The following is a 24560-nucleotide window of genomic DNA, read 5'->3' on the forward strand; positions in this document are numbered from 1 at the left end:
GGACTTCCGTCTCAACTTGCAAGGCTTTTCAGCCTCACCTCAGAAATTTTGGTGGAGGTAAGCAGGATCGAACTGCTGACCTCTTGCATGCCATGCAAGCGCTCTCCCAGCTGAGCTATACCCCCTAAACCACAGATTACTTTTTCAAGTATTCTTAATTTCCAAGCCTTAAATTATAGCCTGAATATTCACTCTGAACGCAGACGAGTCAGCACTTTTTCTCTTTCACACAGTTCCAGCACGGCATCCAGCGAGGGCGTATGGGCACTGCCCATCACCAACACCCGCACCGGCATGGCGAGCAATGGCATTTTGATGGTGCACGCGACCAGTACTTCCTTGATGGCGGCCGCTATTGACAGCTTGTCCCAGCTACAGCTCGCCAGTTTTTCACTCAGCAATTTCAATGCCGGTTTGATCGCATCCGTCACGTGCTGGCTCACCTCAGCCGGGTTGAGCGTGATATCTGCATAAAAAGCTGCCGCCCAATCTGCCAATACCACCGTGGTGTCACACCGGTCCTTGAACAACGCACAAATGCGGGGCAAGCGGTCATCGGCCTGAATGCCGCGTTTTTGCAGTTGCGCTTGCACCAAAGGTGCCAGTGCGTCATCACTCATGATCTTGAGGTGTTGCGCATTAACCCAACGAAGCTTGGCCTCGTCAAACTGAGCGGCACTGCGGCCCAGATGATCCAGATTGAACCACTGCAGAAATTGCGCCCGACTAAAAATTTCGTCGTCCCCATGGCTCCAGCCCAGGCGCGCCAGGTAATTGACCATGGCATCAGGCAGATAGCCTTCGTCACGGTACTGAGTGACCGGTTTGGCACCATTGCGCTTGCTCATCTTTTCGCCCTGCTCATTGAGCACGGTGGGCAAATGGGCATAAACCGGCGGCTCTTTGCCCAAGGCCTTGAAAATATTGATCTGCCGCGGCGTGTTATTGACATGGTCATCGCCACGAATCACGTGCGTGATGGCCATGTCAAGGTCATCCACCACCACGCAGAAGTTGTAGGTGGGCGTGCCGTCCGGCCGGGCAATCACCAGATCATCGAGTTCATCATTGCTGATCTCGATGCGCCCCTTGACCTTGTCGTCCCACACCACCGAGCCACCCAGCGGATTTTTGAAGCGCAACACCGGCTTCACACCCTCTGGAATGGGTGGCAAGGTCTTACCAGGCGCAGGGCGCCAGGTGCCGTCGTAACGCGGCTTTTCTTTGGCGGCCATCTGGGCATCACGCAAGGCATCGAGCTCGGCCACACTCATGTAGCAGGGATAAACATGGCCGGCCGCCTGCAGCTCGGCCAACACGGTCTTGTAGCGGTCCATGCGCTGCATCTGATAGAACGGACCTTCGTCATAGTCGAGCCCAAGCCAGGACATGCTCTCAATGATCACATCGACAGCGGCCTGGGTGGAACGGTCCAGATCAGTGTCTTCAATGCGCAAAATGAAGGTGCCACCGGTCGAACGGGCAAACGCCCACGGGTACAAAGCCGAGCGAATGTTGCCGAGGTGAATAAAGCCAGTGGGAGACGGCGCGAAACGGGTGCGAGTTCTTTGAGTCATTTCAGAGCACTTAAGGTTTGCAGGCCGCGCAGCAGGTCGGCCTTGAGATCGTCAATGTGGTCCAGGCCTACTGCCATGCGAATCAAGCCCTGACCGATGCCAGCGGCCTGGCGCTGGTCTTCGGTGAGTCGACCGTGCGAGGTGGTGGCGGGGTGGGCAATGGTGGTTTTGGTGTCGCCCAGGTTGGTGGTGATCGAGCACACCTGGGTGCTGTCGATCACATGAAAAGCATTGCTGCGCGCCTGCGTTGCGTCTGCTGCTCGCACATCAAACGACAGCACAGCGCCACCCAGCCCGCTTTGCTGGCGCATGGCCAAGGCATGCTGCGGATGCGAGGCCAGGCCGGGGTAATACACCCGTGACACTTCAGGCTGCTCTTGCAACCAAGTCGCCAGTGCCAGGGCGTTGTCGCACTGGGCTTTCATGCGTAGCGACAAGGTTTCCATGCCCTTGGTGACCACCCAGGCGTTGAACGGTGACAACACCACGCCGATGGTGCGGTTGATGGGCCAGAACACATCGTTGACATATTTCTGGCTGCAGCAGATTGCCCCAGCCATCACGCGGCCCTGGCCGTCGAGGTATTTGGTGCCGGAATGGATGACAAAGTCGGCCCCCCATTCGGTCGGACGCTGCAGTGCGGGCGTGCAAAAACAGTTGTCCACCGCCAACAAGGCAGCACCTTCATGGGCCACCTGGGCCAGCGCGGCCATGTCGCAAATGTCGGTCAGCGGGTTGGTCGGCGTTTCTGCAAACAGCAACCTGGTATTGGGGCGCATGGCAGCGCGCCACTGGGCCACATCGGTTTGCGACACAAAGGTGGTCGCGATGCCAAACTTGGAAAATTCACCGGCAAACAAGCGCAGGGTCGAGCCAAACACCGACTGGGAACACACCACATGGTCACCCGCCTTGAGCACGCCCATGCCCAGCAACAGAATGGCAGACATGCCGGTCGATGTGGCCATGGCCGCTTCGGTACCTTCAAGTGCGGCCAGGCGCTGCTCCATACCGCTCACCGTGGGGTTACCCACACGGGTGTAGGTGTAGCCGTCTTCCTCCATGGCGAAACGCTTGCGCGCCGTCTCGGCATCGGGCTGGATGAAGCTGCTGGTGAGGTAAAGGGCTTCAGAGTTTTCGCCGTACTGGCTGGGTGCAACGCCTGCCCGCACCGCCAGGGTGTCGCGGTGCAGGTTGTCTGGGAGTTTTTTGGCCGTCATGGGTCAGTCTTCGTTGTTGGGCAGAGCCAGGCGCGAGTTGTCTTCAGCCGACTCGTCGACCACCACACGGCTGGCGTTCAGGCGCGAGATGTCTTCCAGTGTGATGTCGCCGGTGACGTAGACCCCATCAAAACACGAGGCATCAAAGTTCTTGATCGCCGGGTTGAGCGCGCCAATGGCCTTCTTCATGCCATCGACGTCCTGGTAAATCAGCGCATCACAACCAATGATTGCACGGATTTGTTCCACCGTGCGGTTATGCGCCACCAGCTCCTCTGGCGTGGGCATGTCGATACCGTACACGTTGGGGTAGCGCACCGGCGGCGCGGCACTGGCCATGTAAACCTTGCGCGCGCCAGCTTCGCGCGCCATCTGCACGATTTCACGGCTGGTGGTGCCGCGTACGATCGAGTCGTCCACCAGCAGCACATTGCGGCCCTTGAATTCGCTGGCAATCACATTGAGCTTCTGGCGCACCGATTTTTTGCGCACCGACTGCCCCGGCATGATGAAGGTGCGCCCGACGTAGCGGTTTTTCACAAAACCTTCGCGGTACGGCAAGCCCAGCAACTGCGCCAGCTGCGCCGCACTCGGGCGGCTCGATTCCGGGATCGGGATCACGACATCAATTTCGTTCGGCGGCACGGTAGAGATCACCCGCTTGGCCAGGGTTTCACCCAGGTTCAAGCGCGCCTGGTAGACCGAAATGCCATCCATCACCGAATCCGGCCGCGCCAGATAAACATATTCAAAAATGCAGGGACTCAACACCGGATGCTCGGCACACTGCTGTGCATGCACCGTGCCCTGCAAGTCGATAAACACCGCCTCGCCGGGGGCAATGTCACGCTCAAATTTGTGCGATGTGCCTTCCAGCGCCACTGACTCGCTGGCCAGCAACACGGTGCCCTCGCCGTGCCCGATGCAAAGCGGACGAATGCCAAACGGGTCACGAAAAGCCAGCACACCATGGCCGGCGATCATGGCAATCACGGCGTACGAGCCCTTGATGCGCTGATGCACTTTGCGCACCGCGGCAAACACATCACGCGGGAGCAGCGGCAAGCCGCGCGTGGTTTCTCCCAGCTCATGGGCCAGCACGTTGAGCAGCACCTCGGAGTCGCTGTCGGTGTTGATGTGGCGGTGGTCATTGCTGAACAGCTCGGCTTTGAGGGCGTGCGCATTGGTCAGGTTGCCGTTGTGCACCAGCACAATGCCAAACGGCGCATTGACGTAAAACGGCTGCGCCTCTTCTTCGCTGAACGCGTTGCCCGCGGTCGGGTAGCGCACCTGACCGAGTCCGCAATTGCCCGGCAGTGAGCGCATGTTGCGGGTGCGAAACACATCACGCACCATGCCTTTGGCCTTGTGCATGAAGAACTTGCGCTCCTGCTGCGTCACGATGCCGGCGGCATCTTGCCCGCGGTGCTGTAACAGCAGCAAGGCGTCATAAATAAGTTGATTGACAGGGGCGTTGCTGACAACACCAACGATTCCACACATGGTAGTTTTCCGATCAGTTCAGGACAAGGCTCGCACCAGCGGCATCACACCTTCTGGGCAGATGCATCATGCCGGTAAATACTTTGAAAATTCTTGCGGCAACACGGGCTTCAAGCCTTTGAGCGTCACCAAGGCCAGGTCGGCACCCACCGACTTCTGCCACCGGGGGTCGGATTTTAGAGGTGTCATTGTTACCACCACCGTGGCCAACAACAACAACAGCACACCGCGCACCAGGCCAAACACAGCACCCAGCGTCCGATCCGCAGGCCGCAGGCCGACGGCGGCAAAAAGTTTTTGCGCCAGGTTGGCCAACAGACTGCCCACCAGCACCGACAGCACAAACACCACGACAAAAGCCACGGCGTAACGCACCGCTTCACCCGAGCCGGACATGGGCAGCCTGGGCGCGAGGTCCGGCGCCAACCACTGCGCCACCACGAAAGCGGCCACCCAGCTCAGCAATGAGAACACCTCGTAAATCAAGCCACGCCAAGCGCCCAAGAGCAGCGATGTCAGCAACACCCCAAAAAAAATCCAGTCCAGCGCAAGCATGGGTATCGATACAGCCGTGTGATACGGGTTACAAGGTCAGTATGGCGGCGGGCAAATCAAGCTTTTTGATCTTTTCTACCGCCTTATCCGCCTCACCCTTGGTGCCAAAGGGGCCGACCCGAACGCGAATTCTGTCGCCGTCTTTGGTCTTTGCCACATGGGTGTAGGTCTTGAGACCCGCGTGTTCCAGTTTCAATCGCACTTCACGCGCCCGTGTTGCGTCGGCAAAGGCACCCACCTGCACCACCAAGCGGGCATCGTTGGCGGCGGGCTTGGTGCCAGGGGGGCTGTTGGAACTTTTGCCATCGAGCAGCGACTGAGCCTTGGCCGCGTCATCCGCCTTCACCAGCGCTTTGGCAAGCGGCTTGTCATTCGCCTTGATCGCTGCTGGGTCGGGCACCGGGCTGGCGGGCTTCTGCTCTTCTTTTGCTATTATTTTAGGAGCTACATACTCATATTCCACGGGGGCTGCGGTCACTTTTTGCTCACTACTTGGTGCGGAGGCAGCGACAGCGGCGGCAGGCGGCGCTACAGCAGTCTCAGCGGAGAGCGACACCGCAGGCGCGGGAATGATCAAGGGCAGGACCTTGTTTTTGTCGGGTATTTCTATCGGTGTGTCCACCGAAATTGGGCGCGGCTGCTTGTCAAACAGAAGCGGGAAACCAATCACGCCCAGCAACACCAACACGGCCGCACCCAACAGACGGTACTTGGCGCGCTTGCGCATCACCTCGACGCTCTCTGACGGCGCTGGCGCGGCAGACTTGTCATCGCTGCCCTTGCGTAACTTGAAAAAGGCCATGGTGTGGAGGGTTTAGATGTTCAACGGCTGGGCAGGTGTTGGGCGTCAAGACGGGGCACTCCGTCCTTCAAAATACCGCCCACGGTGTAAAACGACCCAAAGACGACAATTCTATCAGTGGGGTCAGCCGCGCTGATGGCGGCCTGCAGGGCTTGCTGCGGGTCGGCGTAAACGGCAGCGCTGGCGTCTTTGCGCGTGTTTTGCGCCTGCCACTGCAGCAACAAGGCATCGGCGGATTCGGCCCGGGGCGTCGGCAAATCGGTGAAATACCACTTGTCAACCAAGGGATTGATTCGGGCCAGCATCAGCGCCACGTCTTTATCCGCCATCGCGCCAAAAATCGCGTGCGTGGTCGGGAAGTAGCCCATCGCGTCCAGGTTGGCCGTCAGCGCCGCCACGGCATGCGGGTTGTGCGCCACGTCCAGCACCAAAGCCGGCTGGCCCGGCACGATCTGAAAGCGCCCCGGCAACTCGACAAAGGCAAAGCCATTGCGCACCGCCTGCGCCGTCACCGGCAGGCGCTCGCGCAGGGCCGTCAATGCCGCCAGTACGCCAGCAGCATTGACCAGTTGGTTGGCCCCCAGCAGCGCCGGGTAAGCCATGCCGCTGTAACGCCTGCCGCGCCCGGCCCAGGCCCACTGCTGCCGGTCGCCCGACACATTGAAGTCGCGTCCCACTTGCCACAGGTCGGCACCGACTTCGAGCGCCCGATCCAGCACGCTCTGCGGCGGCATGGGGTCACTCACCACCACCGGGCGGCCGGTGCGCATGATGCCCGCCTTTTCGTAGCCAATGGACTCACGGTCCGGCCCCAGCAGCGCCATGTGATCGAGGTCGATGCTGGTGATGATGGCGCAATCGGGCTCGATGATATTGACCGCATCGAGCCGCCCGCCCAGGCCCACCTCCAGTATCACCACGTCCAGGCCACTGCGGCTCATCACGTCCAGGATGGCGAGCGTGGAAAACTCAAAATAGGTCAGCGATACCTCAACATCATTCTGGCATCTGGCCCTTTCCACGCTTTCGAAGGCAGCTATTAATTGCGTAGCATCCACCGGCTCGCCCAGTAGCCGCAAGCGTTCTTCAAAACGCACCAAATGCGGCGAGGTGTAGACCCCGGTGCGGTAGCCGGCCTGCAGCAAAATGGATTCCAGCATGACGCAGGTCGAGCCTTTGCCGTTGGTGCCCGCCACGGTAATCACCGGGCAGTCAAACCGGATTTGCATACGTTCGGCCACCAGGCGCACCCGCTCCAGACCGAGGTCGATCGTGACCGGATGCAGTTGCTCGCAATGCGCGAGCCAGTCGGACAATGTTTTTTGAGTTTCGATTGGGGTTTTCATACGACTGGCGATTGTCGCCCACCTTCAGACCGGTGGCATGATGCGGGGCATGAACACCCTTGCCACGCCCTCGTCCTCCAACGCACCCGTGACCGTTTTCGGCATTCCCAATTGCGACACGGTCAAGAAAGCTCGCGCCTGGCTGAGCGGGCAAGGTGTCAGTTATGAATTTCATGATTTCAAGAAACTGGGCGTCCCGGCAAATCAGTTGCCGCGTTGGATCGACGCCGTCGGCTGGGAGCCGCTGCTGAACCGCAAGGGCACGACCTGGCGCAAGCTCGACGACGCCAGCCGCGCTGCGGTGCTGGACGCAACCAGCGCCAGCGCCTTGATGCTGGCACACCCCAGCGTGATCAAACGGCCCGTGGTGGCGTGGCCCAACGGTGAAGTCACGGTGGGGTTTGATGAGTCTCGGTGGCAGGGATTGATGCGATAACCAGTGACCATTTGAATGGGCGGGAGCGCGGCAAGGGACACCCGGGCGCCGGCGCCTCATACGCTTCGCTTCTTGAAATCGGCGCCATCGCCCGGGTATCCCTCACCGCTTGCAGTGTTCATGTAGCGTAGTGCGGCGAGCCAGGTCCGGAGGTCGGGGGCGATTTCAAAAAGCGAAGCGCTGAGAGCCCCCGGCATTCGGGCCTGACTCGTTGCACGGGCCAATCTGCCTCAAAGGTTTCTTGCCCCTGTCGACCCCGCTTAAAATCAACACCATGATTACATCCAAAATCGACGGCGTATCCGTCAGCACCCAGGCCAGCGTCTATTTCGATGGCAAATGCATCAGCCACGGCGTCACACTGGCCGATGGCACAAAAAAATCCGTGGGCGTGATCCTGCCTGCCACGCTAACGTTCAACACCGGCGCCCCAGAGGTCATGGAATGTGTCGCCGGTAGCTGTGAGTACAAATTGCCGGGCAGCGAGGTGTGGCTTAAGTCCAACCCGGGTGAGAAATTCAGCATCCCGGGCAACACCCCATTCGATATTCGTGTCACCGAGCCGTATCACTACATCTGCCACTTCGGTTGAGTTGATTTTTAACTCTTATTTTTATAGCTGCTCACGCATATTTCAAGGGGGCTAGAGGCCACAACATGTCAAACACCATTCTTCAAAACATTCCCGTTGGCCAAAAAGTCGGCATCGCCTTCTCGGGTGGCCTGGACACCAGCGCCGCCTTGCACTGGATGAAGCTCAAGGGCGCCCTGCCCTATGCCTACACCGCCAACCTGGGACAGCCCGACGAGACCAACTACGACGACATCCCGCGCAAAGCCATGGAATATGGAGCGGAAAAGGCCCGCCTGATCGACTGCCGCCAACAGCTCGCGGCTGAAGGTATTGCCGCCCTCCAAAGTGGCGCCTTTCACATCAGCACCGCCGGCGTGACCTACTTCAACACCACGCCGCTGGGCCGCGCCGTGACCGGCACCATGCTGGTGGCCGCCATGAAACAGGACGACGTCAACATCTGGGGTGACGGCAGCACCTTCAAGGGCAATGACATCGAGCGTTTTTACCGCTATGGCCTGCTGACCAACCCGGCACTGAAAATCTACAAGCCCTGGCTCGATCAGGCCTTCATTGACGAGCTGGGTGGCCGCGCGGAAATGTCGGCCTTCATGACCGAGCACGGTTTTGGCTACAAGATGAGTGCGGAAAAGGCCTACTCAACCGACTCCAACATGCTGGGCGCCACGCACGAGGCCAAAGACCTGGAGCAATTGAGCTGCGGCATCCGCATCGTCAACCCGATCATGGGCGTGCCATTCTGGAAAGACGACTGCGTGGTCAAGGCGGAAGAAGTGTCAGTACGCTTTGAAGAAGGGCGGCCGGTCGCCCTGAACGGCGTGCAATACCCTGACCTGGTGACACTGATGTTGGAGGCCAACCGCATCGGCGGCCGCCACGGCTTGGGCATGAGCGACCAGATTGAGAACCGCATCATCGAAGCCAAGAGCCGCGGCATCTACGAAGCCCCCGGCCTGGCGCTGCTGTTCATCGCCTACGAGCGTCTGGTGACGGGCATCCACAACGAAGACACCATTGAACAGTACCGCGACAACGGCCGCAAACTGGGTCGCCTGCTGTACCAGGGCCGCTGGTTTGACTCGCAAGCCATCATGCTGCGCGAGACCGCGCAGCGCTGGGTGGCGCGCGCCATCACCGGTGAGGTGACGCTGGAACTGCGTCGCGGCAACGACTACTCGTTGCTCAACACCGAGTCGCCCAACCTGACCTACGCCCCCGAGCGTCTGAGCATGGAAAAAGTGGAAGACGCGCCCTTCTCGCCGCTGGACCGCATTGGCCAACTGACCATGCGCAACCTGGACATTGTGGACACCCGCGCCAAGCTGGCGATCTACGCCAAGAGTGGCTTGCTCTCACTGGGCGTTGGCGGTGATTTCCTCAGCCTGGCCAACGACGCCAACAAATAGTTGATCGGGGTTCGCCCCCTTATTTATTCAAGTAGTCTTGCGCAATCGGTCGCAGTGCTGAAGGCGTGATGCCCAAGGACTGCAGGCCTGGCAGGGTGCCGCTGGCGACGTTGTCGATTTGCATCGAATCCAGATTGTCACGGCTCATGACGGGCTCGCCGGGCGCGAGCGCCATCAACGCGGCTTGCACGTGACCGAGCCAGCGCGGCAGCGCAATCACCGGGCGACCGCGTCCGCCGCAGACGCCGCTCAGTTGCGCTGCCAATTGCACCAGTTGCTTCAAGGTAAAGACCTCGGGGCCGCAGGCTTCAATGGTCTTTGGGCTGGCGGCAGCTGACATCACCCCTGCATCGCCTGGCGCCAGACTTTTCACCACGGCGCTGGCCACGTCGTCCACCCACACCGGCTGAAAACGAGTTCCAGCACACGCCAGCGGCATGAAGGGCAACACTTTTTGCAGCCTGGCAAAGACATTGAGAAACTTGTCCTGGGCGCCAAACATCACACTGGGTCGAAAAATCGTCAGGTCAAACGCGGCCTGCGGGCCGACACCGGCCGCCTGCAGCCACACCGCCTCGCCCTGCCCCTTGCTGCGCAGGTACATGGATGGCGCTGAACTGGGGTTTTGCGCGTTCGCTCCCAGGGCGCTGATATGCACGACGCGCTTGACGCCAGTTGCCCGACAGGCCCGGGCCAGCTTTTGCGGCAAGGCGACGTGAACTTTGTCAAATGCCGCTTGATCGCCATGCAGGATCGCCACCAGATTGACCACGGCGTCATGGCCCGCCACCGCTTGGGTCAGCGCCGCCTCGTCGTGCACATCGAGTTCCAGCAAGGTCAACCCGGACAAGGGCTGAAGATGCTGCGCATGGGCGCGTTGGCGGGTCGGCACCGTGACGTGCCAGCCCTGGCTGAGCAGTTTTTGGCAGAGCTGGGTGCCGACAAAGCCGGTGCCACCGAGAACGAGTACCTTTTTCATGCGCTTATTTTGCCCACGGCGCAAGCCTCGCTACTGCAAAAAGTCAATGAAACTGGACAAATAACGGCTCACGTGCTTTGACGCTGCACCAATTGCCAACCCACATCGACGCTGTGTCTGCTGACCGTTTCGCCCCGCATGAGCTGCAGCAGCATGGTCGCCGCGCTTTCCCCGATCTCAACGCGGGGGGTCCGAATGGTTGTCAGTGGTGGCCACATCTGATCGCTGCCCGCCAGATCATTGAAGCCGGCAATGGCCAGCCGTGTCGGCACCTGGATGCCCAGACGCAGCGCCGCCAGCAAGCCACCTTGCGCCAGGTCATCATTGCAAAAAAAGATGGCATCCACATCGGGATGCCGTGCGAGGTACTGTTCCAGCAACTGGGCGCCCAGCGCCAGGGAGGATGGCTGAACGCTGAGCCATTCCAGCGCGGGATCGTAGCAGCCGGCGGCGCTCAAGGCCTCGCGGTAGCCCACCAGGCGCTGCATCACCCGCGGGTCCAACTGCGCAGCGGCAAACGCGATGCGTCGGCGCCCGGTTTGCAGCAAATGCTCGGTCATGGCGCGCCCTGCATCGGCCTGCGAGAAGCCGACACAATACACAGCTGGATCGTTGGAGATTTCCATCAGATGCACACAAGGCACGCCGCTGCGGGCAATCAAATCGCGGCAACGCGCGGTGCGGTCAAAACCGGTGACCAGCAGACCGGCCGGCCGGTGAGAGAGATAGCTGGCCAGCAACGCTTCTTCTTCCTCCGCCTGGTAATGTGTCACACCGATCAGCACCTGATAACCGGCCGCATGCAGCGAGCGCTGCACCGCCTCCAGCAGATCAACAAACAAGTTGTTCGACAGCAGCGGGATCAGCACCACCACGGTGTGGCTACGGGCGCTGGCCAAGGCCCGCGCGGCGGGGTCTGGCACGTAGCCCAAGGTGGCCGCCGCTGTCGCCACGCGGGCCACCAAATCGGCGCCGACACTGCGTTCACCACGCAAGGCGCGTGAGGCGGTGATCCGGCTAACCCCGGCGGACAAAGCCACGTCGTCCAATGTGATGCGCCCGGAAGCCCGGCTTTTTCGGGATGTGGTACTCATGAGTAAGGGTTTACCCTTGTTTTTTTAGCCAAAACTGGCGTTAAGATAGCGCTATCTTACTGAATTTCAGCTTCAACAAGCGCATAAATTTCTATTCATCAAAACTCATGTTCCGGAATGTTTCCAGTGCATTCCGTTTTTTTACAATTATTGAGATAGCGCTATCCAACATATGAATTCCATTGTCATGATGGGCGTCGCCGGTTGCGGCAAGTCCAGCGCCGGGCAAGCGCTGGCCAGCACATTGGGCTTGCCGTTGATCGAAGGGGATGAATTTCACCCGGCCAGCAATCTCGACAAAATGCGTCAGGGCTTGGCTCTCACCGATGCCGACCGCGCCGACTGGCTCTCTGCGCTGGGCTTGGCCCTGGCACAGCATGAAGGCGGTGCCGTGTTGACCTGCTCGGCACTCAAGCGCACCTACCGCGACCGTTTGCGTGCGCAGGTACCGGGCCTGCTTTTTGTGTTTCTGGACATCGATCCAGCGACTGCCCGCCAACGCGTGACAGCCCGCGCGGGCGAACACCTCTTTCCCCCCAGCCTGGTGGACAGCCAGTTTGCCACGCTGGAGTCCCCGGTCGGCGAGCCCGGTGTGCTACGAGTTGATGCCACCCAGCCACTCGATCAACTGAGCGCTGTCGTCGCGAATTGGTTGAACCAGCCACAGAAGGAAGCCTTCAAATGAACAACTCCCGCATCATCAATTTCTTGAATATGCTGATGGCCCTGTGCCTGGCCATCATGGCGGGCTCCGTCTTCATCAACGTCGTCCTGCGTTATGGTTTTGGCAGTGGCCTGGCAGCCAGCGAAGAACTTTCCCGCCTGCTGTTTGTCTGGATGGTGTTCATTGGTGCCACGGCCGCCTACCCGCAAGGCGAGCACATGGCGTTCACCAGCTTGCTGCACCCCTTGCTGGAACCCGGACGCGAAGGCGCGCTCGGGGTCGCCACACGGCTGATTCACGCCCTGGTGGTCCTCAGCTGCGTTCTATTGGGCTGGGGCGCGTGGCAACAGGTCATCGTGGGCATGGACAGCGTCAGCGTGGTGCTGGGTTACCGACAGGCGCTGCTGCCCTTGCCAGCGTTCTTGTGCAGCCTGGCCATTGGTTTGATGGCCCTGGTGAAGCTGATCAGGGGTCACCCCATCGACTTCGGTCATGCGTCGTCTGACGTCGAGTAACTGAACCCTAAAAATACAAGAAAGCCCCCATGAATCAAGGTTTGGTTGCTATTGTTTTCGTTGTCGGCATGCTCGCCTTCATGGGCATCGGCACGCCCATGGCATTTGCCCTGGTACTCACCGGCGCCTCGATGGCCTGGGTGCTCGATTTTTGGGACACGCAGTTGCTGGCGCAAAATCTGGTGGCGGGGGTGGACAGCTTTCCGCTGCTGGCGGTGCCCTTTTTCATTCTCGCCGGCGAGTTGATGAACGCGGGGGGCATCAGTCGACGCATCATCACCATGGCCCAAGCCTGGGTCGGCCACATCCGTGGCGGCCTGGGGTTCGTCACCATCGGCGCGGCCATTTTGATGGCCAGCATGAGCGGCTCGGCACTGGCCGACACGGCCGCGCTGGCCACCATTCTTTTGCCCATGATGCGAGCCCACGGCTACCCGGTGTCCACCTCGGCCGGGCTGATTGCCGCAGGCGGGGTTATTGCCCCGATCATTCCACCAAGCATGCCGTTCATCATTTACGGCGTCACCACCAACACGTCCATCTCGGCCTTGTTCATGTCGGGCATTGTGCCGGGCCTGATGATGGGGGCGGGCCTGATCGTGGCCTGGAAACTGCAGCTGCGCAAGATCGACCTGCCCGCCGGCACACCCTTGCCCTTTGCCAAACGCATGCATGAAACCGTCAAGGCCTTCTGGGCCTTGTTGATGCCCATCATCATCATCGGCGGCATGAAAACCGGTATTTTCACGCCCACGGAAGCCGCGGTGGTGGCCGCTTTTTACGCCATGGTGATCGCTTTTTTTGTCCATCGCGAGATGAAAATTGCGGAGCTGCACGGTGTGCTGGTGCGCGCGGCCAAGACCACGGCCGTTGTCATGTTCCTGTGCGCCGGCGCCCAGGTGGCCAGCTACATGATCACGCTGGCCGATTTGCCAGGCACGCTGTCAGAATGGTTGGGCCCGCTGATCGGGCAACCCAAGCTGCTGATGGCCGTCATGATGGTGATATTGATCATGATCGGGACCGCGCTGGACCTCACACCCACCATTCTGATCATCGCGCCGGTCATGCTGCCGATTGCCGTCAAAGCCGGTATTGACCCCGTCTACTTTGGTCTGATGTTCATCCTGAACGGCTCGATTGGCCTGATCACGCCGCCCGTGGGCACCGTGCTCAACGTGGTGGCCGGCGTCGGGCGCATGCGCATGTATGAAGTCGTCAAAGGTGTCAAACCGTTTCTTATCACCTACGTGATGATTTTGCTGCTGTTGGTGCTGTTCCCGCAGATCGTGACCGCGCCGCTGGCCTGGATGCGCTAACCGGCAAGCGTCGGCCACCCTGTTTTCGTTTCCCTGTTCCATAACCCTTAGGAAATTTTCATGACCCTGATTCGACGAACCCTCATCGCCTGCGCCGTCGGCGCCAGCCTGCTCGCCGGTGGCTTGTCCAGCGCACAAGACATCAAGCCCCACTTGATCCGCTTTGGCTACGGCCTGAACGAACAATCCAACCAGGGCCGTGCCACCAAGGTATTGGCCGACGAAGTTGCCAAACTCTCGGGCGGCAAGATGAAGCTGCGCGCCATCGGGGCCGCGGCCCTGGGTTCCGATATCCAGATGCAGCAAGCGCTGATTGGCGGCGCGCAGGAAATGATGGTCGGCTCGACCGCCACCCTGGTCGGCATTACCAAGGAAATGGCCTTGTGGGACACGCCTTTCTTGTTCAACAACGCGCAGGAAGCCGATGCGGTGCTGGACGGGCCGCTGGGCGACCGGGTCAGGGCCAAGCTGGAAGAAAAAGGACTGGTGGGCCTGGTCTACTGGGAAAACGGCTTTCGCAACCTGACCAACAGCAAACATGCGGTCGCCAAGCTTGAAGACATGAATGGCATCAAGCTGCGGGTGATGCAGAACAACGTGTTCCTGGACAGCTTCAAGAGTTTGGGTGCGAACGCCATTCCGCTGCCATTTTCCGAGTTGTTCAGCGCACTGGAAACCAAGGCGGTGGATGGCCAGGAGAACCCCTACAACACCATCCTCTCCAGCAAGTTCTATGAAATCCAGAAATACCTGACCGTGACCAACCACGTCTACAGCCCGTGGATCGTGCTGGCGAGCAAAAAATGGTGGGACAGCCTGAGCAAGGACGAGCGCGCTGTCTTGATGACGGCGGCCAAGAAGAGCCGCGACTTTGAGCGCCAGGACACACGCGCCGAAGCCGCCAAGGCGCTCGATGAACTCAAGAGCAAAGGCATGCAAGTGATGGTGCTCGCGCCCACGGAAGCGGCGCGTATGCGCGACAAATTGACGCGTGTGAACGCGGGCATTGCAACCAACGTCGGCATGGACTTGTGGCGCGACACCCAGGCCGAGCTGACCCGCTTGCGCGCCAAGAAATAAGCTTAGACGACCACCGGCTCCGGCTCCAGCCGGATGCCAAAGCGCTCATAGACGCTGGTCTGGATGGCGCGCGCCAGCGTCATGACTTCACCGCCGGTGGCACCAAAGGGACTGTCGACGCCGCCGCGGTTCACCAGCACCAGCGCCTGCTTTTCATAGACACCGGCCTGGCCGACCGATTTGCCGCGCCAGCCGCAGGAGTCAATCAACCAGCCCGCCGCCAGCTTGACGCTGCCGTCGGCCAGGTGGTAATGCACCACCTTGGGGTCGCGCGCGATGATGTCGACGCATTGTTCGGGCGTCACCGTTGGGTTCTTGAAGAAGCTGCCGACGTTGCCGATGACTTGAGGGTCCGGCAGTTTGGCACGCCGAACCTCGCACACCCAGTCGAAAATTTGCTGCGCGGTCGGTTGCGCGCATTGATGCTCCGCCATTTTCTTGTCCAGGTCGGCATAACCCAGCACCGGCTTCCAGCTTTTGGGCAAGGCAAAGCGCACCCGCAGTATCAGCGCGCGGTCCTTCAGGCCCAGCACCTGATGCCCACCGGCCACAGCGCCGTCCGGCACGGCCGCCGCCCCAGCCCCATGCTTGAACACTGAGTCGCGGTAGCCAAACGCGCACTGCGCCGCATGGAGCGTGAAGACCTGCCCGGTCTGCAGGTCGATGGCATCGAGCGAATCAAAGCGGTCCTGCAACTCCACGCCATAGGCGCCGATGTTCTGCACCGGCGCCGCGCCGACGGTGCCGGGAATCAAAGCCAGGTTTTCCAGCCCCAAGTAACCTTGTGCCAGCGTCCAGGCCACCAGTTCGTGCCAGCTCTCGCCCGCACCGGCCTCCACGATGAAGGCTTTGTCGGTCTCCATCAGCAGCCGTCGGCCCATCAGTTCAACCTTGAGCACCAGTGCTTTGACATCGCCGGTGAGCACAATATTGCTACCACCGCCCAATACAAATTTGGGACTGGCACGCAGCTCGGGGTCAGCCAGCAGCGCGTGCAAGTCCGCCTCGCTGGCAATGCGCACCAGCGCATGCGCCTTGGCCACGATGTGAAAGCTATTGAAAGCCTGCAGGGGAACATTTTTCTCGACTAACATGGCGGGATTGTCGCATTGGGAGTGTCCGCACTCCCGTTCGGGCTGAGCCTGTTGAAGCTCTTTCTGGAACCAAGCGCGCCGCTCTTGCACAGGCTCAGGGCGGGCAAATTTTTATCGAGTAACTCAAATGCCTTCTTTTGACACAGTTTGCGAAGCCAGCATGGTGGACGTCAAACACGCGGTGGAAAACACCACCAAGGAAATCACCACCCGCTTTGACTTCAAGGGCACACCCGCGGCCATTGAACTCAAGGACAAGGAAATCACCCTGACGGGCGACGCTGATTTTCAACTCAGCCAGATCGAAGATATTCTGCGCAACAAGCTCACCAAACGCAGCGTTGATGTGCGTTTCCTGGACAAGGGCGAGGTGCAAAAGATAGGCGGTGACAAGGTCAAGCAGGTCATCAAGGTGCGCAACGGCATCGAGACCGAGCTGGCCAAGAAAATCCAGCGCCTGATCAAGGACAGCAAAATCAAGGTGCAGGCCGCCATTCAGGAAAGCAAATTGCGCGTCACCGGCGCCAAGCGCGATGACCTGCAAGCGGCCATGGCCTTGATCAAAAAAGACATCACCGAAGTACCCCTGAGCTTCGATAATTTTCGCGACTGATGAAAATTTAGGACTCCGCGCGTGACCATCCAGACCGAAAACGAATACGAAGACCTGCTCGGCCTCTGGTCCGATCTGGAGGCGGGCCTGGGCATTATTCTGGGCCGCCCGGCCAGCATTCAGGAGTTTGAAAAACGCGTCTGGCAGTACGACCGCTGGATGCAGGGCCTGCTGGCGCGCGACACCGATGTCGGTTTGTATTTGCTGTTCCAGTTGGCCACCAATTCGCCGGTGGGTTACAGCGCCTCGCACGCGCTGGTCAGCGCGGTGTTGTGCCACCTGATCGCCGTGGAGCTGAAGCTCCCGCAGGGCGAGCGCGACGGCCTGGTGCATGCGGCCCTGACCATGAACATGGCAATGACGGCGCTGCAGGACCAGTTGGCCAGCCAGTTGGAGCGGCCCACCCCGGCGCAACAGGAAACCATTCGCACACACGCGGCCCAGGGCGCCGCCATGCTGGCCGACCTGGGCGTGCTTGACGCGCTGTGGCTCGACACCCTGGCCCTGCACCATGACGACAGCACGGACCAGGGCGAGCTGCGCGCCCTGCCGCCCGAGCGCCGACTGGCCCGCATCTTGCGCATGGTGGACCGCTACGCCGCCATGATCAGCCCCCGTAAATCGCGCGAAGGCCGCAGTGCCACCGATTCGGCGCGCGCCATCATCACCCAATCCATAGCTCAGAACGATGAAGTGGGTCATGTGCTGGTGCGTCTGGTGGGCGTGTCTCCACCCGGCACTTATGTGCGCCTGGACAGCCAGGAGGTGGCCGTGGTGGTACGCCGCAGCGACACCCCGAACCGGCCTATTTTGGCGATCGTGACCAACCCAGCCGGCATGCGGCTGAACCCGCCGCGCCTGCACCGCAGCGCCAGCGGCAGCCCTGGCATCCGGGCCGCCGTGCCCACGTCAAGCGTGCACGACCGCTTGAACCACCATTTGATCCTGCAACTCGGCGCCTATGCCGCGCAACATCCGTAGCCGTACTATTACTATCTTTTTGATAGCTATACACCCTTATTCTACGGGGGCTAGAGCCCTATTTGTTACAAATTTCCTTCGACAAACGCGACCATCATGCGGGCCATGTGCAAGCCGTCATGGCCCAGGGCCAGGCTGTCAGTGGCGGCGCTGTATTGCGCTTCCCCCAGCAGAGCGCGCCGCTTGTTCAGCAGGTAGGCGCTCAAATCTTCCACAAACTCGGGATGCGGTTGCACACACAGCACCTGCTGATCCACGGTAAAGGCGGCCACCGGGCAAAACTCACTGCTGGCCAGCAGCGTGGCGCCCGCAGGCAACGCAACGACCTGGTCCTGGTGGCTGGCCAACAGCGCAATGTCGGTGCGGCCCTGCGCCCACTGCGGCGTGTGCCACTGGTAGCGCATGCGCCCGGCGCCCCAACCCTGCGGCGCACGCCCCACCTCGGCGCCCAGGCACAGGGCAATCAGTTGGTGACCAAAACAAACGCCGAGCAGTTTCTTTTTGGCTTGCAACAGTTGTTCAACCTGCTGGCGCAGCGCCAGCACCCAGGGCTCTTGCGAGAATGAATCAGCCCGGCTGCCAGTGAGCAGCACCGCGTCGAAGTCGTCGTAGGAGGCCGGGTACTGCCCCTGCACCGTGTTGAAAATCTCAACCGACCAGTCGGCGCCGGCCGCCGCAAACAAGCGCCGGAACATGTCACCAAAGCCACTGAAACGGGCCGCCAGCTCGGGGTCGAGCACATCGTTTTCCAGAACACACAGCTTCATGATTTACGTTCGGTCCTGGCTTTTTTACCCAGGCGCGACTCGGTCCCCTTGATCAGCCGGCTGATGTTCTCGGCATGGCGATAAATGAGCAGCAGCGACATGGCGCACAGCGCCGCCAGAACGCCCTTGCTCAGATACCAGGCCATGCCATCGCCAAAGACGTAGTAGACCGGCACAAACACCGCCGCCGTGAGCGAGGCCAGCGACACGTAGCGAAAAAAGTAAGCCATGATGAGCCAGGTGGCCCCGGTGGCCAGCGCCAGAATCGGGCTCAGGCCCAGCAGCACCCCGAGCGCCGTGGCCACGCCCTTGCCACCGGCAAAGTTGAAAAACACCGGGTACAGATGACCGACAAAAGCAGCCAGCCCGACCAGCGCCATGGTGCCCTCTTCCATCCCGTAGGGCTTGCCGTACCACCTGACCAGCATGACCGGCAACCAGCCCTTGGCCGCATCGAGCAACAAGGTGACGATGGCTGCCGTTTTGGAGCCCGAGCGAAGCACATTGGTCGCGCCCGGGTTTTTACTGCCAAAAGTGCGCGGATCATTGAGCCCCATCACGCGGCTGACAATGACGGCAAACGACAGCGAGCCGATCAGGTAGCCCAGCAGCGTTGCTGCCAGGGGAAAGAAAGATTGCATGGATTCCAAAAAATTCTCCTGCTGTGGCATTCGCCAGGCCTGGTGTGCGAGGCGTCTATTCTGCCAGCCCGCGCGTGCACTCAGTCCACCAGTGCGCACTGCACCGGCTTGGCGCCCAGCAAATCCACACACACCTGCGGGTCCAACCCGACCAGATAGCCCCGGCGCCCGCCATTGATCAGGATTTTCGGCAGGGCCAGAATGCTGGACTCAATAAACACCGGCATGGCGCGGCGGGTGCCAAACGGCGAGGTGCCGCCCACCAGATAACCGCTGTGCCGATTCGCCACCTCGGGCGCACAGGGTTCCACCGATTTGACGCCGATCTGACGCGCCAGATTCTTGGTCGAGACCTTGCGGTTGCCGTGCATCAACACCACCAGCGGCTTGGCATCCTGGTCTTGCATGATGAGCGTTTTGACCACCGTGTAGGGATCCCAGCCGAGCTCGGCCGCGCTGTGCAGCGCGCCGCCGTGTTCCAGATACTCATACGGATGCTCGGTGAACGCCACCTTGCTGCGCTTGAGCAATTGGGTGGCGGGCGTCAGGCTGACGTGCTTCGCCATCTTGGTTACCTCATTCCATTTCTAATTCGACGTGAGACTAGGCGCGCCGCTGTAGACAGTGCTTTAGCACGGCAAAGCGGGGCAACGACGTATCGCATTGAAGTAGAAGTGGAATTACTGCGCCGGGTCGCGCAGTTCCCATCGCAGGGCATCAATCTGTTTCAGCAACTCAGGGCTGAGCGTGGTGCCCCAGGCATCCAGGTCTTCATCGAGTTGCGCCACCGAAGTCACACCGATGATGGTGCTGGCCACCTGCCATTTGGTATAGCAAAAAGCCAGCGCCAACTGCGTCGGTGTCAAGCCGTGCGCACGGGCCAGCGCGCTGTAGCGCCGTGCCGCCATCAAAGCCTCCGGTCGGCCCCAGCGCTGCTTGCGGGTCGATTCATATTTGGTGATACGGGCCTGTGCTGGCGCATCCGGGCCGCTCAGGCCGCTGTCGTCGTACTTGCCGGTCAGCAGGCCAAAAGCCAGCGGTGAATAGGCCAGCAGCGACACCTTGAGGTGGTGCATGGTTTCGTCCAGTGCATTTTCCACACTGCGGTTCAGCAGGCAATACGCGTTTTGCACCGTGGCCACGCGCGGCAAACCATACTGGTCGGCCAGGCGCACAAACTCATGCACGCCATAAGGTGTTTCATTGGACAGGCCCACCGCGCGCACCTTGCCCGCTTGCACCAGCGTGTGCAGGGCCTCAAGCTGGGCGTGCATGGACGTGCCCTCATCTGCGCGTGCCGGCTGGTAATAAATGCCGCCAAACGCAGGCACCGAGCGCACCGGCCAGTGAATCTGGTACAGGTCAATCACATCGGTTTGCAGGCGCTTCAAGCTGCCGTCGCAGGCAGCGATGATGTCGGCACCGGTCAGGTCGGCGCTGCCGCCGCGAATCCACGGCATGCTGCGCGCCGGGCCGGCCACTTTGGTGGCAATCACCAGCTTCTGCCGCGCGCCGGGGCGCCGGGCCAGCCAGTTGCCAAGGATGATTTCAGTGGCATTGAAGGTGGCGGCGCGTGGCGGCACGGCGTACATCTCGGCCGTGTCCAAAAAGTTGACCCCACGCTCCAGCGAGCGGTCCAAGATGGCAAAGGCGGTGGCCTCATCGACCTGCTCGCCAAAGGTCATGGTGCCCAGGCAGATGGGGGTCACGGAAAGGTCGCTAGACCCAAGTTGAATGGTTTTCATGGTGCGGAGAAGGTGCGTAATTTATTCAGCCATGAGTTTACGGTTTCTCCTGCTGCTGCACTTCAGCCCGCCCGCTGTTGGGCGCGCTGCTCCTCCTGCAACCGCAACACCCGCCGCTGCACCTTGCCGGTGCTGGTCATGGGCAGAGCGTCAATGAATTCAATCTCTTTCGGGTACTCGTACGGCGCCAGCATGCCTTTGACGTGGGCTTGCAGCTGTGCCACAAGTTTTAGATCAAATTCGGCCCTATCCCCCGTATCAAAAGGGCGAGCAGCTATAAAATCAGGAGCGAGAACGACATAGGCCTTGACCACTGAACCGCGTGCCGGGTCCGGCTTGGGCACCACGGCGGCGTTCGCCACCGCCGGATGCTTGACCAGACAGTTCTCGATCTCGCCGGGGCCGATGCGGTAACCGGCGGCCTTGAACACGTCATCGGCACGGCCCTGGTACCACAGGTAACCGTCGGCGTCACGCAGCGCCAGATCGCCGGTGCGGCACCAGTCGCCGGTGAATTTGGCACGGGTTGAACTCGCGTTCTTCCAGTAGCCCAAAAAGATAATCGGGTCCGCATCACCGTGCCGGTCAAACCGGTTTAGCGCCACGTCACCGGCCACCCCCACCGGGCACTCGGCGCCCGCATCGTCTATCACCGCCACCCGGTGGCCGGGGTAGTCCATACCCATGCTGCCGGGCTTGGGCGGCCATTGGGCAGAGCAATTGCCGACGATGTAGTTGATCTCGGTCTGGCCAAACATCTCATTGACCGTCACGCCCAATTGCTGCTGGCAATAGTCAAATACCGCGTCACCCACTGCCTCGCCGGCGCTCATGATGGCTTGCAGTTGTAGCTTGAACTGTTGGCGCACGGTGTGGCGCGCGCTGCCCGGATAAGCCTTCATCATGGCCTTGAGTGCGGTCGGAAACAAAAACGTGTGCGTCACATGGCAGTCGCGCATCAGCTCCAGCGCGGTTTGCGGGCTGAAGCGGCCGTTGTAGGCCACGATCGTGCGGCCAAAGTAAAGCGTGGGCAAAAGGGCATCCATCAGGCCGCCGGTCCAGGCCCAGTCGGCCGGGCTCCAGAAGACGGCGTCTGAGCCCACGGGCAAATCGCCTGGCCCTGAGCTGCTGGCCGGTTTTGCCGCTGGATCAAAGCCAAACCAGTTTTGGCTGCAGACAAAACCGGTCAGGTTGCCGATCAGGGCGCGGTGGGGGATCAGCGCTCCCTTGGGGTTGCCGGTGGTGCCGCTGGTGTAGATCAACACGGCGGCCTCCTCGGCCAGCGTGGCGACCGGCGTGAAGTGCGCGTCTTCCTGCGCCAGCGCCAGTGCGTAATTGATATCGGCGCGGCTCTGGGTGGCCTCCAGATCGCCCACGCCCAGCACGTAGTGCAGCACCGGGCAGTTGGCACGCACCGCCTGCAAGCCTTCCAGTGCGCTGGCGGCGCCAATGGCCATCACTGCTTCGCCGTCATGCAGGCGAAATTCCAGCGCCTCCGGGCCAAACAGCATCGACAGCGGCATCGCCACGGCGCCCATTTGCAGCACCGCCATATAGGCCACGGCGGTCTCGAAGCACTGCGGCATCACAATCGCGACCCGGTCGCCCCGCCCTACCCCCAATGCCGTGAGCACATTGGACAGACGGTTGGCCTGCGCCTGCAGTTCAGAATAAGTATAAAACTGGCCGCTAGCCCCCGTCTCGTAAGCGCGAATAGCTACTCTTTTAGCAGCATCTGGCTGCGCCGCCCAGCGCGCGCAACAGACCTGGGCGATGTTGAACTGCTCGGGCACCTGCCACCTGAAGTGGCTGTGCAGCCGGGTATAGGCCTGCGGTGGCGAGGCCGGCAATTTGTCGCTGGCTTGACTGACTGGCATCGTAGTTCTCCTTATGATCGAGCAAATGTACCAAGTCAAAAGAATTTCTCATAGCGAGTTTGTCCCGATCCGCAATCTGCAATACCACGTACGGGTGTGGGGCGAGCCTGCCCCCGACAAGACACCACTGGTGATCGTGCACGGCTGGATGGATGTGGCCGCCAGCTACCAGTTTGTGGTGGATGCGCTCAGCCACGACCATTACGTGATCGCGCCCGACTGGCGCGGTTACGGCCAGACAGCTTCGGGCGGCGTGGACAACTTCTGGTTTCCCGACTACCTGGCCGATCTGGACTTTCTGCTCGACCACTACGCGCCAAACAGCCAGGTCAACCTGGTCGGTCACAGCATGGGCGGCAATGTGGCCATGCTGTACGCCGGCGTGCGCCCCGAGCGCATCCGCCGCCTGGTCAATCTGGAAGGCTTTGGCATGCCCGCCACCACGCCCGACGAAGCACCGGGCCGCTATGCCCACTGGATGGATGACTTAAAGAAGCTGCACCGCGGCGAGATGGCGCTCAAGGCCTACGACACCGTGGGCGGCGTGGCACGCCGCCTGATGAAGACCAACCCGCGCCTGGGCGCCGACAAAGCCAACTGGCTGGCGCAACACTGGGCGCAGCAGGACGCGCAAGGCAAGTGGGCGATCCTGGGCGACCCGGCGCACAAGGTGGCGCACGCCCAACTCTACCGCGTCGAAGAAGTACAGGCCATCTATGCGCGCATCAGCATGCCGGTGTTGATGGTCGAGGCATCAAGCGACAGCATGGGTCAGTGGTGGAAGGGCAAGTTCACGCTGGCCGAACACCATGAACGGCTGCGGGTGGTGCCGCAACTGGAAATCGCCTGCGTCAAGGACGCCGGCCACATGCTGCACCACGACCAGCCGCAGCAACTGGCCGAACTGATCGAGCGTTTTTTGTGACCCCCTTGCGCCGCGGGCACGATAAATATCAATAGCAGCCACAGACGCCCGGTGGTAGGCTGGCGGTTTTTCGGCCTCCTGCCCCAAGCACTTTGCGGAGTTTGGCCATGAAAACAAGGCATTTGTCTTTGCCGGCGCGCGGCGCGCGCGTGTCGCCCCTTACCTTTGCCCTTGCTTGCGCGGCGCTGGCACCTGGCGTCAACGCCTGGGCGCAGACCCAGGTGGTCAAGCCGCCGGTCGCGCAGTACTGGATGGATGTCGCCACCCTGTCCATGGCCGGCATGGACGAGATGCCCGACGTGCCGGCCATGGGTGCACTGGGCGGCCTGATGGGCGGCATGACCGGGATGCCGGGCATGAGCGGCGTCAGCTTTGGCGCCACGCGCGGCATGATGCCGGGGCGCTGGCTCGATCTGGCGGTGGTGACGCAGCGCAAACCGGCCGGCACCGAGGCCACCCAAACCATTCCAGCGGGCCAGAACATGGGCCCCAGCCTGCTGTTGCTGCCGGTTGAGGCGCAACCCGGCGCCCACAAAACCGGGCGCGAAAGTGCCGACGAGATGCCGGAGCGTCCCAAGGGCCGGATCCTGTTTTACTGGGGTTGCAGCGAAACCGTGCGCGCCGGCCAGCCCCGGGTGCTGGACTTTGCCAAGGCCGGAATGGAGGACTATGGCAAATTCATGATGGGCCGGGCGGTGCGTGACACGGGTGCCAAGGCGACGCCGGGCCATGCCATCTGGCCGAATGAAAAGCAGCGCCAGAAGGTGCCGGCCAATGCGTCTCTGACGGGTGAATTTGAAGTCGCGCTGAAAGGGTGTTGAAGCTG

The 24560-nt window shown here is 61.0% G+C and carries 25 protein-coding genes and 1 tRNA gene; 11 read left to right on the plus strand and 15 right to left on the minus strand.

From position 1 onward, the window contains the following. Positions 1–49: 49 nt before the first annotated feature. From WA157_RS15785 to folC, 7 genes are all read right to left on the minus strand, one after another. Positions 50–125, minus strand: a tRNA-Ala gene (locus tag WA157_RS15785). 63 nt (positions 126–188) lie between these two features. Continuing rightward, positions 189–1577 (minus strand): glutamate--tRNA ligase, encoded by a 1389-nt coding sequence (gltX, locus tag WA157_RS15790; RefSeq protein ID WP_422621872.1) that lies wholly within the window; start codon positions 1575–1577, stop codon positions 189–191. After that, positions 1574–2797 carry an O-succinylhomoserine sulfhydrylase gene (locus WA157_RS15795; protein WP_422621873.1) on the minus strand — a complete coding sequence of 408 codons (1224 nt, stop codon included), beginning with the start codon at positions 2795–2797 and terminating at the stop codon, positions 1574–1576. Before WA157_RS15795 ends, gltX begins: the two co-directional genes overlap by 4 nt. A 3-nt stretch (positions 2798–2800) precedes the next feature. Next, positions 2801–4300 carry an amidophosphoribosyltransferase gene (gene purF / locus WA157_RS15800; RefSeq protein WP_422621874.1) on the minus strand — a complete coding sequence of 500 codons (1500 nt, stop codon included), beginning with the start codon at positions 4298–4300 and terminating at the stop codon, positions 2801–2803. 66 nt (positions 4301–4366) lie between these two features. Beyond that, a complete protein-coding gene (locus WA157_RS15805; RefSeq protein WP_422621875.1) occupies positions 4367–4855 on the minus strand; it encodes a CvpA family protein in 489 nt (162 codons plus the stop codon). 28 nt (positions 4856–4883) lie between these two features. Further along, a complete protein-coding gene (locus WA157_RS15810) occupies positions 4884–5657 on the minus strand; it encodes an SPOR domain-containing protein (RefSeq protein WP_422621876.1) in 774 nt (257 codons plus the stop codon). Positions 5658–5677: 20 nt separating this feature from the next. Further along, positions 5678–7003, minus strand: a complete 1326-nt coding sequence (gene folC, locus WA157_RS15815; RefSeq protein ID WP_422621877.1) for a bifunctional tetrahydrofolate synthase/dihydrofolate synthase — start codon at positions 7001–7003, stop codon at positions 5678–5680. 40 nt (positions 7004–7043) lie between these two features. Here folC and WA157_RS15820 point away from each other — a divergent pair, with 40 nt between their 5' ends. From WA157_RS15820 to argG, 3 genes are all read left to right on the plus strand, one after another. After that, positions 7044–7439: an ArsC family reductase gene (locus tag WA157_RS15820; RefSeq protein WP_422621899.1), complete on the plus strand. Its 396-nt coding sequence runs from the start codon at positions 7044–7046 to the stop codon at positions 7437–7439. A 274-nt stretch (positions 7440–7713) separates the two neighbouring features. Then, complete coding sequence (locus tag WA157_RS15825) at positions 7714–8031, plus strand: pyrimidine/purine nucleoside phosphorylase (RefSeq protein WP_422621878.1); 318 nt, start codon at positions 7714–7716, stop codon at positions 8029–8031. Positions 8032–8096: 65 nt separating this feature from the next. Next, entirely contained in the window at positions 8097–9440 is a 1344-nt protein-coding gene (argG, locus tag WA157_RS15830; RefSeq protein WP_422621879.1) for an argininosuccinate synthase, read from the plus strand. A gap of 19 nt (positions 9441–9459) precedes the next feature. Here the strand turns inward: argG and WA157_RS15835 are convergent, their stop codons facing one another. After that, entirely contained in the window at positions 9460–10419 is a 960-nt protein-coding gene (locus WA157_RS15835) for a complex I NDUFA9 subunit family protein (RefSeq protein ID WP_422621880.1), read from the minus strand. 68 nt (positions 10420–10487) lie between these two features. Next, on the minus strand, positions 10488–11513 hold the full coding sequence (locus WA157_RS15840; RefSeq protein ID WP_422621881.1) for a LacI family DNA-binding transcriptional regulator: 1026 nt from the start codon (positions 11511–11513) through the stop codon (positions 10488–10490). A gap of 172 nt (positions 11514–11685) precedes the next feature. Here WA157_RS15840 and WA157_RS15845 point away from each other — a divergent pair, with 172 nt between their 5' ends. Genes WA157_RS15845 through WA157_RS15860 form a run of 4 tightly spaced genes read left to right on the plus strand, consistent with a single transcriptional unit; the run spans position 11686 to position 15091 of the window. Next, a complete protein-coding gene (locus tag WA157_RS15845) occupies positions 11686–12198 on the plus strand; it encodes a gluconokinase (RefSeq protein WP_422621882.1) in 513 nt (170 codons plus the stop codon). Beyond that, positions 12195–12692 (plus strand): TRAP transporter small permease subunit, encoded by a 498-nt coding sequence (locus tag WA157_RS15850; protein ID WP_422621883.1) that lies wholly within the window; start codon positions 12195–12197, stop codon positions 12690–12692. The genes WA157_RS15845 and WA157_RS15850 overlap by 4 nt, the downstream gene beginning before the upstream one ends. A gap of 29 nt (positions 12693–12721) precedes the next feature. After that, positions 12722–14011, plus strand: coding sequence for a TRAP transporter large permease (locus WA157_RS15855; RefSeq protein WP_422621884.1), 1290 nt, complete (start codon positions 12722–12724; stop codon positions 14009–14011). 60 nt (positions 14012–14071) lie between these two features. Continuing rightward, positions 14072–15091: a TRAP transporter substrate-binding protein gene (locus tag WA157_RS15860; protein ID WP_422621885.1), complete on the plus strand. Its 1020-nt coding sequence runs from the start codon at positions 14072–14074 to the stop codon at positions 15089–15091. Between the two features lie 2 nt (positions 15092–15093). On the opposite strand, the gene murB is transcribed toward WA157_RS15860, so the two are convergent. Beyond that, positions 15094–16185 (minus strand): UDP-N-acetylmuramate dehydrogenase, encoded by a 1092-nt coding sequence (gene murB, locus WA157_RS15865; RefSeq protein WP_422621886.1) that lies wholly within the window; start codon positions 16183–16185, stop codon positions 15094–15096. 127 nt (positions 16186–16312) lie between these two features. On the opposite strand from murB, the gene WA157_RS15870 reads away from it, so the two are divergent. Further along, on the plus strand, positions 16313–16798 hold the full coding sequence (locus tag WA157_RS15870) for a YajQ family cyclic di-GMP-binding protein (RefSeq protein WP_011464974.1): 486 nt from the start codon (positions 16313–16315) through the stop codon (positions 16796–16798). Positions 16799–16819: 21 nt separating this feature from the next. Beyond that, positions 16820–17779, plus strand: a complete 960-nt coding sequence (locus WA157_RS15875) for an HD-GYP domain-containing protein (protein ID WP_422621887.1) — start codon at positions 16820–16822, stop codon at positions 17777–17779. A 65-nt stretch (positions 17780–17844) separates the two neighbouring features. Here the strand turns inward: WA157_RS15875 and WA157_RS15880 are convergent, their stop codons facing one another. The 5 genes from WA157_RS15880 to WA157_RS15900 all read right to left on the minus strand — a co-directional run bounded on the left by WA157_RS15880 (position 17845) and on the right by WA157_RS15900 (position 22809). Beyond that, positions 17845–18546, minus strand: coding sequence for an amidotransferase (locus tag WA157_RS15880; protein WP_011464976.1), 702 nt, complete (start codon positions 18544–18546; stop codon positions 17845–17847). Next, positions 18543–19187 (minus strand): glycerol-3-phosphate 1-O-acyltransferase PlsY, encoded by a 645-nt coding sequence (gene plsY / locus WA157_RS15885; protein WP_422621888.1) that lies wholly within the window; start codon positions 19185–19187, stop codon positions 18543–18545. Before plsY ends, WA157_RS15880 begins: the two co-directional genes overlap by 4 nt. 80 nt (positions 19188–19267) lie before the next feature. Next, positions 19268–19753 carry an aminoacyl-tRNA deacylase gene (locus WA157_RS15890; RefSeq protein WP_422621889.1) on the minus strand — a complete coding sequence of 162 codons (486 nt, stop codon included), beginning with the start codon at positions 19751–19753 and terminating at the stop codon, positions 19268–19270. Between the two features lie 114 nt (positions 19754–19867). Continuing rightward, positions 19868–20932 (minus strand): aldo/keto reductase, encoded by a 1065-nt coding sequence (locus tag WA157_RS15895; RefSeq protein ID WP_422621890.1) that lies wholly within the window; start codon positions 20930–20932, stop codon positions 19868–19870. Positions 20933–20994: 62 nt separating this feature from the next. Continuing rightward, on the minus strand, positions 20995–22809 hold the full coding sequence (locus WA157_RS15900) for an acyl-CoA synthetase (RefSeq protein WP_422621891.1): 1815 nt from the start codon (positions 22807–22809) through the stop codon (positions 20995–20997). Between the two features lie 25 nt (positions 22810–22834). On the opposite strand from WA157_RS15900, the gene WA157_RS15905 reads away from it, so the two are divergent. After that, positions 22835–23734, plus strand: a complete 900-nt coding sequence (locus tag WA157_RS15905; RefSeq protein ID WP_422621892.1) for an alpha/beta fold hydrolase — start codon at positions 22835–22837, stop codon at positions 23732–23734. 107 nt (positions 23735–23841) lie between these two features. After that, a complete protein-coding gene (locus tag WA157_RS15910) occupies positions 23842–24555 on the plus strand; it encodes a hypothetical protein (protein ID WP_422621893.1) in 714 nt (237 codons plus the stop codon). Positions 24556–24560: the final 5 nt, after the last annotated feature.

This window comes from Rhodoferax ferrireducens, from assembly GCF_049302455.1.
GTDB classification, from domain to species: Bacteria; Pseudomonadota; Gammaproteobacteria; order Burkholderiales; family Burkholderiaceae_C; genus Rhodoferax; species Rhodoferax ferrireducens_B.